8 protein-coding genes are annotated in these 12,869 nt (G+C 67.3%); 4 read left to right on the plus strand and 4 right to left on the minus strand.

Annotated elements, in window-relative coordinates; all coding sequences use genetic code 11:
* Entirely contained in the window at positions 1-771 is a 771-nt protein-coding gene (locus ABG80_RS19110) for an oxygen-binding di-iron domain-containing protein (RefSeq protein ID WP_058089147.1), read from the plus strand.
* 30 nt (positions 772-801) lie between these two features.
* Here the strand turns inward: ABG80_RS19110 and ABG80_RS22170 are convergent, their stop codons facing one another.
* From ABG80_RS22170 to ABG80_RS19130, 4 genes are all read right to left on the minus strand, one after another.
* The gene (locus tag ABG80_RS22170) at positions 802-2,400 is read right to left on the minus strand and encodes a DHA2 family efflux MFS transporter permease subunit (RefSeq protein ID WP_058089148.1); all 1,599 of its coding nucleotides are present in this window, start codon (positions 2,398-2,400) and stop codon (positions 802-804) included.
* 3 nt (positions 2,401-2,403) lie between these two features.
* Positions 2,404-3,654: an efflux RND transporter periplasmic adaptor subunit gene (locus tag ABG80_RS22175; protein WP_058089149.1), complete on the minus strand. Its 1,251-nt coding sequence runs from the start codon at positions 3,652-3,654 to the stop codon at positions 2,404-2,406.
* On the minus strand, positions 3,651-5,102 hold the full coding sequence (locus ABG80_RS19125; protein ID WP_235513957.1) for an efflux transporter outer membrane subunit: 1,452 nt from the start codon (positions 5,100-5,102) through the stop codon (positions 3,651-3,653). The genes ABG80_RS22175 and ABG80_RS19125 overlap by 4 nt, the downstream gene beginning before the upstream one ends.
* Before the next feature lie 99 nt (positions 5,103-5,201).
* Positions 5,202-5,729: a MarR family winged helix-turn-helix transcriptional regulator gene (locus tag ABG80_RS19130; protein ID WP_235513958.1), complete on the minus strand. Its 528-nt coding sequence runs from the start codon at positions 5,727-5,729 to the stop codon at positions 5,202-5,204.
* 107 nt (positions 5,730-5,836) lie between these two features.
* Between ABG80_RS19130 and ABG80_RS19135 the strand changes: the two genes are divergently transcribed.
* The 3 genes from ABG80_RS19135 (at position 5,837) to ABG80_RS19145 (ending at position 12,846) form a co-directional block, all read left to right on the plus strand.
* Positions 5,837-7,627 carry an ABC transporter transmembrane domain-containing protein gene (locus tag ABG80_RS19135; RefSeq protein ID WP_058089210.1) on the plus strand — a complete coding sequence of 597 codons (1,791 nt, stop codon included), beginning with the start codon at positions 5,837-5,839 and terminating at the stop codon, positions 7,625-7,627.
* 78 nt (positions 7,628-7,705) lie between these two features.
* On the plus strand, positions 7,706-8,392 hold the full coding sequence (locus tag ABG80_RS19140) for an OmpA family protein (protein WP_058089151.1): 687 nt from the start codon (positions 7,706-7,708) through the stop codon (positions 8,390-8,392).
* 155 nt (positions 8,393-8,547) lie between these two features.
* Positions 8,548-12,846, plus strand: coding sequence for a hypothetical protein (locus tag ABG80_RS19145; protein ID WP_200964348.1), 4,299 nt, complete (start codon positions 8,548-8,550; stop codon positions 12,844-12,846).
* Positions 12,847-12,869 lie beyond the last annotated feature (23 nt).

Here is a 12,869-nt window from a genome sequence, read left to right on the forward strand (position 1 = left end):
ATGCCGCAAGAGCTTTTCCGCCAGGGCGACCACGCCTGCCTGATGTTCTCCAACCTGGGTGACGAGGGTGGCGAGGCTGTGCAGGCCAACCAGTTCCTCATCGTCGACGGCGACCATGGCGCCATCATCGACCCGGGCGGCAACCTGGCTTACAGCGAGCTCTACCTGGGCATGACGCGGCACTTCCCGCCCTCGAAGCTGTCGGCCATCCTGGCCTCGCATGCCGACCCGGACATCATCGCCTCGCTGGACCGCTGGATGACGGCCACGCCCGATGCCAAGCTCTACGTCTCGACGCTGTGGGAGCGGTTCGTGCCGCACTTTTGCAAGCCAGGCAAGACAACGGGCCGCGTGATCGGCATCCCCGACGGCGGCATGCGCATCACCGTGGGTCGGCGCGAGCTCATCGCCCTGCCCGCGCACTTCATGCACGCAGAGGGCAATTTCCAGTTCTACGACCCGACGGCCCGCATCCTGTTCTCGGGCGACCTGGGTGTGTCGCTGGTGCCGGGCGAAGAAGCGCTCAGGCCCATCTCCTCGCTGAACCCACTGCCGCGCGGCATGGAGGGCTTTCACCGTCGCTACATGGTCTCCAACAAGGTGCTGCGCTGCTGGGCACGCATGGTGCGCGAACTCAAGATCGACATGATCGTGCCGCAACACGGCTCGCCGCTGGTGGGCGAGGCCGTGCCGCAATTCATCGCATGGGCCGAGAACCTGGTGTGCGGCATCGACCTCATGAGCGAAGCGCACTACCGCGTGCCAGCCTGAGCCAGGCCACGGCCTGCATTGATGAAGGGCTCAGTGCGCCCCGCCATCCACTGCCGCAGCGCCCTTTTTCACCTTCGCCAGCCAGATCAACGGGATCAGCAGCAGGAAAAAGCCCGCCGAGGCCAGGAAGACATCGTCGGCCGCCCGCGTGAACGCCTGCTGATCGATCAAGCGATTGACCTGCGCGGCGGCCTGCTGCATGGACAGCCCCGCCGATTGCAAGGCCGAGAACGCCTCGACCGCACCCGGGTCGGTGGTGCTGATGTGCTCGACCATGTGCGCGTGGTGCATGGTCGCCCGGCTGTCCCACAGCGTGGTGACCACCGACGTGCCCATCGCCCCCGCCGTGATGCGCACGAAGTTGCTCAAGCCCGATGCCGACGGGATGCGGTCCGGCGTCAGCCCCGCCAGCGTGATCGCGCTCAAGGGGATGAAGAAGAACGCGATGGCGCCACCTTGCAAGATGGTCGGAATCATGATGGTGGTGAAGTCGGCCTGCACCGTGAAGCTCGAGCGCATCCACAACACCAGCGCAAAGAACAGGAAGGCCACCGTGGCCAGCAGGCGCGGGTCCACCTTGGTCACGTTCTTGCCCACGATGGGCGACAGCAAGATGGCCAGCAAACCCACCGGCGCCACCGCCATGCCCGCCACCGACGCCGTGTAGCCCATGTGCTGCTGCAACCACAAAGGCAACAGCACCACGTTGCCAAAGAACAGCCCGTAGCCAATGGACAGCGTCAGCACCCCGAAGAGGAAGTTGCGCGAGGCGAACAGGCGCAGCTCGACCACCGGGTGCTCTTCGTTGAGCTCCCAGATCAGGAAGACGACGAAGCCCACCAGCGCCACCACAGCCAGGGCCACGATCTCGCCACTCTCGAACCAGTCCAGCTCCTTGCCCTTGTCGAGCATGATCTGCAACGCACCCACCCACAGCACCAGCAAGGCCAGCCCCACCTTGTCGATGGGCAAGACCTTGATCGGCGTCTCGCGCTTGGCGTAGATGCGCCAGGTCACGGCCGCCGCCGCCAGCCCCACAGGCACGTTGATGTAGAAGATCCAGGGCCAGCTGACGTTGTCGGTGATCCAGCCCCCCAATAACGGCCCCGTCACTGGCGCAACCAGCGTCGTGATCGCCCACATCGCCAAGGCCGTGCCGGCTTTGGCTGGCGGGTAGCTCGACAGCAGCAAGGTCTGCGACAGCGGGATCATCGGCCCCGCCACCAGGCCCTGCAGCACGCGGTAGCCGATCAGGGCCTCGAGCGAGCCTGCCAGACCGCACAGCCACGAAGCCAGCACGAACAGCAGCACGCTGGCTGTGAACAGCCGCACCGCACCGAAGCGCTGCGTGAGCCAGCCTGTCAACGGCACCGAAATGGCGTTGGCCACCCCGAAGCTGGTGATCACCCAGGTGCCCTGCGTCGGGCTCACACCCAGGTCACCCGCGATAGCGGGCAGCGACACGTTGGCGATCGACGAGTCCAGCACGTTCATGAACGTGGCCAGGGACAAAGCCAGCGTGCCCAGCGCCAGCGAGCCGCCTTGCAGCGGCGCATGCTGCAGAGCGGGCGCAGCCGCAGACTGCGCCTCAGGCGGCGCCACATCGGCGCCCGGGTTGGCGGTCGACATGGGTCAGGCGCCCGCTTGGGTGCCAGCGCTCACGCGAGCACCTCGCCCCAGGTTGCGATCGACGATGCGGTTGACCAGGGCGTCGGCGTCTTTGCTCAAGGCATCGAACACATCCGTGTGCGCCACGTCGTGCGGACGCGGCTCGGCCGCCAGCACGCCCCCCTCCTGGTGGCTCACATCCACCTCGACCAGCATCGACAAGCCCACACGCAAGGGATGCGCCGCCACCTCTTTGGCGTCGAGCGCGATGCGCACCGGCACGCGCTGCACCACCTTGATCCAGTTGCCGGTGGCGTTCTGCGCAGGCAGCAGCGCAAAGGCCGCGCCCGTGCCCGCGCCCAGGCCCGCCACGGTGCCGTGAAAGACCACCTTCTGGCCGTAAACGTCAGCCGTCAAGGTGGCCGGCTGGCCAATGCGGATGCGCTTGAGCTGGCTTTCCTTGAAGTTGGCGTCCACCCAAGCCTGCTCCAGGGTCACCAGCGACATCACCGGGGCGCCGGGCTGCAAGCGCTGGCCGACCTGGACGCTGCGCTTGGTCACGAAGCCGTCAACGGGAGCGATCAGGGCCGAGCGTTGCAAGGCCAGGTAAGCCTCTCGCACGCGGGCCGCAGCCCGGGCCACGTTGGGGTGCTCGGCCACCGACGTGCCATCGGTCAGCGACTGGTTCGACACCAGTTGTTCGCGGGCCGCCGCCAGTGCCGACTCGGCTGCGGCCACCGCACTGCGAGCCGATTGTTGTTGCGCCTGCGCGTGCTGAAACTCTTCCTTGCCAACGGCCCCGGTGGCCACCAACGGGCTGCGACGCTGCACATCGTCCTGCGCGCGTGCGAGCTCGTTTTGCACACGCGCAAGATCGGCCTGGCGCAGTTGCACCTGAGCCGACAGCGTGCCGTTGTTGGCGAACAGGGTGCGCACCTCGCGCACGGTCTGCGCCAACTGGGCTTCGGCTTGGTCCAACGCCACGCGGGCATCGGCCTGATCGAGCTTGACCAGCACCTGACCGGCCTTGACGCGGTCGGTGTCGTCGGCACCGATGGCCACCACCGTGCCGCCCACCTGAGGCGTGATCTGCACGACGTTGGCCTGCACGTACGCGTTGTCGGTGTGCTCGTAGTGACTGGCCACCAGCGCGTAGTAAGCGGCATAAGCACCGCCGCCGAGCAGCACCGCCGCTGCCACGATGGTCAGTGCCTTCTTGCGTCGCGCAGCAGGGGGCTGGGATGCTGGCGTGGGGTTCGTCGAAGGCGAGGTCATGAACGGTCTCCGGACTGCGAGGGGGTGTTCTGGGTGAGGGGCGGCGCTGGGGTCCAGCCTCCACCCACGGAGCGGATCAGCGCAAAGCGGGTGTCCAGCGCTCGGGCTTTGAGGTCGACGGCCTGGCGGCGTTGCGCCAGCACAGCGGACTCGGCCGACAGCACCGTGAGGTAGGCGCCCAGGCCCGCGCGGTAACGCTGCGTGGCCAGGTCGTAGGCGGACTCGATGTGGCTTTGCGCCACTTGCTGCTCGCCTTGCTGGCGCGCCACCGAGCGCACGCTGTCGACTTGGTCGACCGTTTCCTGCACGGCCTGCAAGAGGGTCTGGTTGTAGCTCGCCACGGCCGCGTCCTGGTCGGCCACGCGGGCACTCAGGTTGCCAAGGCGCCTGTCTCCATCGAAGATCGGCAGGTGAATGGCTGGCAGCAAGCCCCATTGCAGGCTGCTGGCCTGGAGCACCTGGTTCAGGCCGATGGCGTTGTAGCCCGCGTAACTGGTCAGCTCGATGTTGGGGTAGAAGGTCGCCCGCGCGGCGTCGCTCATGCCGCGAGCCGACTCCACACGCCAGAGTGCGGCCATCACGTCGGCGCGGCGGGCCAGCAGGTCCAACGGCAGGCTTTGGGGCACATCGGGTGCACGCAGGCGCTCCAGCGACACGTTCAAATCGTCCAGCGACTTGGGGGCTCGCCCGACCAGCACCGCCAAGGCATGCCGGGCCAGGCTGAGTTGCTCGTCGAGCGCAGCGATCTGCTGGCGTGTGTCAGGCACCGCGCCCTGCCCTTGCCGCAGCTCCACCTGGGTGTCCAGGCCAGCCTCCACCCTTTGGCGGATCAGCGCCAGCACCTCCTCGCGCTGGGCCAGGGTGCGCATCGCCACCTCGCGTTGTGCCTGCAGTCGGCCAACCTGCACGTACTGGCGGGCCACCTGCGACGACAGCAACAAGCGCGCGGCCTGAAGGTCTGCCTCCGAAGCGCGACGCTGGCCGATGCTGGCCTCGATCTCGGCGCGCTGTTTGCCAAACAGGTCCAGCTCCCAGGCGCCTTCGAGCTGCAAGGTGCCCGTGGTCAGGGTCGAGCCAGCCACTGGCGGCGGGTACAAACCGTGTTCGGTGAAGCGCTGTCGGTCGGTCTTGCCGGTGAGCTGCAACTGCGGCTTGTCGGCGCCGCTGCTGAGCATCTCCTGGGCCTGGGCGCGCTGCAGGCGGGTTTGCGCCACCTGGATGGTCGGGCTGTCGGCCAAGGCCTGCGCGATCAGGGCATCAAGCTGCGCATCGCCGCACGCCCGCCACCACTCGGTCATCTGCGCCGAAACCGGCTGCGGCCCGCTTGCGCTCACGCCAAGCGCACTCGCATCCAAGGCCGTCAGCTTCGGCTGGATCGCCTGGTGCGCACACCCGGTCATCAGGGCACCCCACCCGGCGAGCACCAACCAGGCCAGCGGTCGGCTCACCCGGTTCACGGGCCTCGCGGGGGACAATCGATTGAACTGCGTCATCGGGAACACCTTCTCGTGGGCTGGGGCAGCCCTCTCATCGTCGTTCGGGGCGCGTCAACTCGCGTCGGTGGAGGGGGCGCCATCGCCCGTGCACTCGCCTGGCTGACAGTCCTTGAGCGCCTCGGCGTTGCCGACGATCCGCTGCAGGAAGCCCATCAAGGTCTCCCACTCGGCTGGCGAGAAGCCCTGAAGCATCGCGTTGGAGACATCGCACAGGATGCCGGGCACCGGTTCGGCGGCTTTTTCGCCCTCTGGCGTGAGCATCAGGTGCACCACGCGGCGGTCTTCGGCCGAGCGCTCGCGCCGACACAAGCCCTTGGCCTCCAGCCGGTCCAGCGTTCGGGTCAAGGCCCCGGCATCGACCTGCAGTTCACGCGCCAGCGCGGCCAGGGTGTTGGCCTCACCACGGTGGATCAGGAACAGCGGCGCCCACTGGGCATGGGTCAGCCCCGTGCAGCCAAGACGCCGGTCCACCTGCCCCACCATCAACTGCGTGATGCGGCGCATGAGGTAGCCCATGCTGTTTTCGCGGCAATAAGTGGCCCGGTCGTAGATCGGGGGGGTGGGGCGCTGACCTTTCATGGGTGGCAAATTTATTTGCCTACGCAAATATTGTCAAGGCATCATAATCACGGCAACGCGAACTTCGCACGCCGCCAGGCATGGCCAACGCCGAGCCCAGACCCAACATGTCCACGACCAGCCCCACCGCCGCAGGCAAGTCCATCCGCCCGCTGGGCTCGCTGCGCCCCTTCTTGATGCCCTACCGCGGACGCATCGCGCTCGCGGGGTTGTTCCTGGTGCTGGCCGCCATCACGACGCTGGTGCTGCCGCTGGCCCTTCGCACCTTGATCGACCAGGGATTCGTCTCCCCCGACCCGGGCGAGCGCGTCATGCAGATGCGCCAGCACTTCCTGGCCCTGTTTGGCGTGGGGGCTGCGCTGGGCGTGTTTTCGGCCTCGCGCTATTTCATGGTGACCTGGTTGGGCGAGCGCATCACGTCAGACATCAAGGGAGCCGTTTACGCCCACGTCCTGCGCCAAAGCCCCGAGTTCTTCGAGACCACGCAAACCGGCGAGGTGCTCTCTCGCCTGACCGCCGACACCACCCTGATCCAGACCGTGGTGGGCACCAGCGTGTCCATGGGGCTGCGCAACGTGATCATGGCCATCGGTGCGCTGACGATGCTGGTGGTGACCAACCCCGTGGTGATGGCCCAGGTGCTGGGCGGCCTCGTGCTGATCGTGCTGCCCGCCATCGCCTATGGCCGGCGCGTCAGGCGCCTGTCGCGTGCCAGCCAGGACCGCATCGCGGACTCATCGGCCATCGCCGCCGAGGTGCTCAACGCCGTGCCCGTGGTGCAGAGCTACACCGCCGAGTCGCGCGAAGCGCAGCGTTTCAGCGAAGCCAACGAGAACGCCTTTCGTACCGGCGAGCGCCGCATCCGCGCACGCGCCCTGCTGGTGGGCTTCATCATCACCGCCACCACCGGGGCCCTGCTTTGGGGCCTGTATCAGGGCACCCAGGCTGTGCTCGACGGCCGCATCACGGCTGGCCACATGGGTCAGACCGTGGTCTACGTGATTTTGCTGCTGAGCTCGGTTGCAGCGCTCTCGGAGGTGTACGGCGACATCCTGCGCGCCGCTGGCGCCACCGAACGCATGATGGAGCTGTTGAAAGCGCGTTCACGCATCGAGTCACCCACACAGGCTCGATCGCTGCCGGCAACCACGGCTGGCTCCACCGTCAAGCTCTCGGGTGTGCAGTTCCATTACCCCTCCAGGCCTGCCCAGCCCGCGCTGGAAGACTTCAGCCTGGACGTGGCCGCCGGTGAAACCGTCGCCCTGGTCGGCCCCAGCGGCGCGGGCAAGAGCACCGTGTTCCAGCTGCTGCTGCGCTATTACGACCCGCAAGGCGGGCACGTCGAAATCGATGGTGTGAAGCTGCCCGAGGCCAGCCTCGACGCGCTGCGCGAACGCATCGGCATCGTCCCGCAGGACAGCACCATCTTCTCGGCCAGCGCGATGGAGAACATCCGCTACGGTCGCCCCTCGGCTTCGGACGAAGAGGTCTTCGCCGCAGCTCGCGCCGCCCACGCACACGACTTCCTGCAGCGCCTGCCTGAGGGCTACCAAACCTTCCTGGGCGAGCGCGGTGTGCGCCTGTCAGGCGGTCAGCGTCAGCGCATCAGCATCGCCAGGGCCATGCTGAAAAACGCGCCTTTGCTCTTGCTCGACGAAGCCACCAGTGCGCTCGACTCCGAGAGCGAGCGTGCGGTGCAAGCCGCCCTGGAAGAGGCCATGAAGGGCCGCACGACCCTGGTCATCGCCCACCGCCTGAGCACCGTGGTCAACGCCGACCGCATCGTGGTGATGGACGGTGGCCGCATCGTCGATGCCGGCACCCACGCAGAGCTCATGGCGCGCAATGGTCTGTACGCTCGGCTGGCGGCCATGCAGTTCGACCAGGCCGCCGCATGAGGCTCGGGTGTCATCCAGGACGCCCCCTCGCGCGTTGACCAGCGTGTGCCGGCTTCGGCACCACAAGGAGTTGACAAGATGATTTTCAAGACCAAGCAACGCTCTGTCCAACGCACCCTGATCATCGGCAGCACCATCGCCGTTGCCCTGTTCACCACGGGCTGCGAAACCATGGGCCCGCAGGAAAAAGGCACCGCCGCCGGAGCCGGCATCGGTGCCGTGGCGGGCGCGGCCATTGGTGCGATGACCGGTGGCAAGAACACAGTCCGGGGCGCCGCCATCGGCGCGGCCGCTGGCGCCATCGCCGGCAACCTGTGGTCCAAGCGCATGGAAGACCAGCGCCGCGCCATGGAAGCTGCCACGCAAGGCACCCCCGTCGAGGTCACCCGCACCGATGACAACCAGCTCAAGCTCGACATCCCCAACGACATTTCGTTCGCAACGGGCAGCGCTGCCCTCAAGCCCGAGCTGCGCGGCGTGCTTGACTCCTTCGCACAGGGACTGAAGTCCGGCGGCAGCGGCACCCTGGTGCGCGTGGTCGGCCACACCGACAGCACTGGCAGCGACGCCATCAACAACCCGCTGTCGCGCGAGCGCGCCGAGAGCGTGCGCGACTTCCTGGAAGACCGTGGCATCGGCAGCAACCGCATCGAGGTGATCGGCCGTGGCTCGCGCGAACCGGTGGCCAGCAACGACACGGCGGAAGGCCGCGCCAAGAACCGCCGCGTCGAGATCTTCATGCGCGACCCGGCCCAGGCCAACTGACGTCGGTTCACGCCTGGCGCGACCGTTTGCGGCAGATGGTTACCCCTCGACACAACCTCTGCCGCGCGCATCCCTAAGCCTAGGGGCGCCCATCGGCCGATTGGCCGAACCCCATCACCTAGAGTCACTGGATCGACTCGAAAGATGGGGACACGATGCCGAAGAATCCGATCCTTCCCGGCAAGAAGTTGCGTGGGCTGCTGCAACCTGCAGGCCCGATCAAGCCTGAACTCGACATCAAACTGCCGCCTGGCGTGTTCGTGCAAAGCGCGGTCAGCAGCCTGTTCCAGCCTGGCCGGCCAGGCAAGCCCGCGGTGCGACCCGACGACCTGCTGGCTGTTCGCTTCGAACTCGTGAACCTGCAGGTGCAGGCCGGCACGCCGCCGAAGGTGCGCAAAACGGCTTCGGGCGACAGCTTCATCGTCCTGCACTTCCCGCCGCAGTCCATCGCAGAAGAGGTCTTCTTCGAAACGGCCGCCCCCGGCATGAACGTGCCCGACGTGCCCCCGCCTCCGCCGGGCATCCAACCCAAGTTCGAACCCGCCAGCACCGAACCCCCCGCCGAAGCGCCGATCCGCGCGCGCGTCGCCAACGAGTCTCGCGTCGCCTTCAAGGTGCCAAACGGCTTCGAGGCAACCTACTCCATCGACGGGCTGCTGCAGGCCTGCAACCAATTGGGTCTGAATGTGCCCGCCAACGCCCTGCCGCGCACGCGCCCCCTGCCGGTGCTGCCGGGGTTCGTCAAGGCCGCCGACCTGGCCAAACTGCCCAAGCTGCAGCGCGCGCGCCTGGCGCTGGGCACGGTGCGCAGCCGGCAACTTGCCATCAGTGAAGGCGGTCAGTCGGCGGTGGTGCGTGCCCGCATCGGACAGTTCGAACTCGGCAGCACCGGCCTGGGCTCGCTCAAGCTCGGAGACATCCGCAGCCCCGTGCTGCCCCTGGCGCGACCCAAGCCCGGCATGCCATCGGCCCGCCAGACGGCCATCGAGATGCCCTGGCGCCTGATCCTGTCACCGCATGCGGGCGAGCGCTTCCAGCACGCCACCGGCCCGGTCACCTCGCCGCTGACGGGTCGCACCGAGCTGTGGCACACCCGGCTGGTCGCACCCGCAGGCGACGGCAGCGTCATCCAGCCGCCGCACCTCGACCCTCGCCGCACGGTGCGCGCCGTCTGGGCCCTGACCGGCGAAGGCTCGGGCACGCCGATGCAAAGCGCCTTCCCCTCCAGCACGCAATTGCCCGACACCGGCTCGCCGCCCTCGCCCTTCCTGGCCACGCTCGACGACTTCGATCGATTCCAGATCGCCCACCTGTCGTCCAACTTCGAGCTGAGTAACTACACCCCCGAGCCCATCGACACCCACCAGCTGATGCTGTCCTCGCTGGGTGGCTGGCTAGATGCGCGCGGCGAGTGGGATCCTCCTGGCCTGTCCGTCGAGGAATGGAGCCACCGCGCCAGCATGGGCCGCGACCACTATGTACGCGTGGTCTACAAAGGCTTCCTCTTTCCCTTCGGCCACCGCGTCTCGCTCATCAAGGTCAGCGAGCGCAAGTTCCACAACGGCACCCAGAACACGCCCAAGATGGAAGGCAACCCGGCCTACCTGCGCCAGCGCATGTTCATCGTCGTGCGAGAGCGCGAGCGCACCTTCGTCGACGAGCAACTGCTCAAGCCCGATGGCAGCGCTTTCCAGCGGCAGTTCCCGTTCAACAGCGTGCGCATCCTGACCACGGTCACGCCGAACCTGGACCAGCCAACCTCTGCCGCCAGCCTCGTCAGCAAAAAGGCGGGCGGAGCGTATGGGCAAAAGGTGTTCTGGCCCTGCGTGGGCGGCCAGCCCTTCGCCTTCCGCTGCGTGGGCACCGACATCGATGGCCGCAAGGTCAGCTTCGAGTTGCCGCTGATCTTCATGGACAACAGCACGGCCAGCCCGCGCTTTCGCGCCAAGCCGACCGACAAGTTCCTCAGCCCCGACTACGCCACGGCCGAGCTGCACGCGGCCCAGGCGGCCAAGGCTTGGCAGGCCAACCCCACTCGCCGAAGCGCCCAGCTCAAGGGCCAGCGCATGGCGCTGGCGCCCAGCCTCAAGCCGGGCGACACCATGGTCGAGGCCGTGCGCATGGAGATCGGCGTCGAGACGCTGGCCAAGAAGCTCTCCAACTCGGCCAATCTGTCGAGCAACGGCCTGCGCAGCTTCTCCGAGGAGCTCAAGCGCCCGATGTTCTACCCCAGCGTCACCGAGGTCGAGGCCCGCATCGCCGCGTTGTCTCAGCTGTCCGGCTCGGGCGACACCAACTTGCTGAGCTGGAACGCGCACTACCTCAAGCAAGGTTTCGCGGGCAACGTGGGCGAGGTCTTCGCCAACGTGGCGGGCAAGGCCAAGCTCGACTTCTCTTCGCAAGGCGACCGCTCGGGCGGCTTCGTCATGCCCAACCTCGCGCCCAAGGCGCTGACGCGCTCCAGCGGCCCCGCTTCGCTTGACCCGGCCAAGCTGGTCTCGGGCACCAACATCGGCGGCACCGACCTCTTCCCGACCTCGCTGAGCGACCTGCCACTGCCGCTGCTGTTCGGCTGCATCCCGCTGGGTGAGGTCATCCAGGCCGTGGCCAACCTGGGCAACAGCCCGGACAAGGTGCCGCGTTTCGCCTCTGAGTCGGCCACGCAGCTCGAGTCCTTCATCGGCACACTGGTGCGCGCCTTCGAGATGGTGCGCAACCTGGGCGGCCAGGGCACCTCTTTGGGCAAGGCTGCGGTCGATGTGCTGCGCGGCATCCTGGCCGACCTGCAGGCGCAGGCCATGTCGCTCGTGCAAGCCGAAACGCAAGAGCTGCGCGACGCCATGGCCCAGCTGCAGGCCGCCTTCGACGCCGTGCGCGCCAAGCTCGCTGCCGTGGTGCCCGACACGCTCGATGGCGCCAGTAGCGGCACGGTTCTGCCCTCGATCGACAGCATCCCCTCGCTGAACTCGATCCAGGCACCCATCAACAACGCCATCTCGGCGCTGAACACGGTCGAGGACAAGCTCGAAGACTCGCCCCTGCCCGCCGGCTTCAAGCAAGGAAGCCTGGGCCTCATCCAGCAGGCCCGCAACACGCTGCAGGACGTCCAGACGCTGCTGACGCTGATCCCGCAGGGCAAGGCGCTGTTCCAGGCACTCGACGCCATCGTCGGCAACCCCGACGGCCTGGGCGACCTGCTGAGCAACCCCGCCGCGCTGGACCCCAAGATCACCGCGCTCAAGAACGCCCTGGCCGACGTGCGCACCACCCTGGCTGGCTTCCGCCTGCTCGAAGGCGCCGCGCGCAAGGCCGTGCTCGACGTGCTGCAGGCCCTGGTCGACATCCTCGACGTGGCCGACGACATCCTGGATGTGCTGGCCGGCCTGCTGGGTGAAGAGCTCACCATCCGCTTCGACTGGAGCCCCGAGATCAAGCCCTGGGGCTTCGAGCCCGGCAAGCCACTGTTCCGTCCGAACGACCCGCACGGCTTCACCGTGGCCGTGGAAGCCAAGGTGCGCAAGGACGGCTCCAGCGCGCCCAAGATCCGCGTGGTCTGTGGTCTGAAGCACTTCGACCTCATCCTCATCAACCCCGCCGCCTTCCTGGAGCTGAACTTCGAGAAGATCGAGTTCAGCGTGGACACCGGCGCCAAGATGGGCGTGGACGTGCTGCTGTCGGACATCAAGTTCGTCGGCCCGCTGTCCTTCGTTGAAACGCTCAAGGACCTCATCCCGCTCGACGGCTTCTCCGACCCGCCCTACCTTGACATCACGCCCAAGGGCATCGACGCCGGCTTCTCGCAAGGCCTGCCCAACATCGCCGTGGGCATGTTCTCGATCAGCAACATCAGCCTGGGCGCGGGCTTCACGGTGCCCTTCATCGGCCAGCCGCTGTCGGTGCGCTTCAACTTCTGCACCCGCGAGCAGCCCTTCAACCTCACGGTGTCGATGTTCGGCGGTGGCGGCTTCTTCGGCGTCACCATCTCGCCGGACGGCGTGCAGATCCTGGAAGCCGCCTTCGAGTTCGGCGCCTCGGTGTCGATCGACTTCGGCGTGGCCTCGGGCGGCGTCGAGGTCATGGCCGGCATCTACTTCCGCATGGAGCAGGACGCCGCCTCGCTGACCGGCTACTTCCGCCTGGGCGGACACGTCAGCGTGCTCGGTCTGATCTCGGCCTCGCTGGAGCTCTACCTGGAGCTGCGCTACGAGTTCGAGACCGGCAAGGCCATTGGCAAGGCGCAGTTGACCATCGAAGTCGAGGTGTTCTTCTTCTCGGCCGACGTCACGATCACCTGCGAGCGCAAGTTCGCCGGCTCCAACGGCGATCCGACCTTCCGCCAGCTCTTGGGCTTCGACCCGTCGCTGTCGCTGGCCGAAGAGCTCGCTCAGATCAAGACCGGCCCCGCCGACGCCACCGACTACGCCTGGCGCGAGTACTGCGACGCTTTCGCCTGACCGCACCTCGCCCCCAGCACCCG

The sequence above is a fragment of the Aquabacterium parvum genome, assembly GCF_001447195.1.
Classification (GTDB): Bacteria; Pseudomonadota; Gammaproteobacteria; order Burkholderiales; family Burkholderiaceae_C; genus Aquabacterium; species Aquabacterium parvum.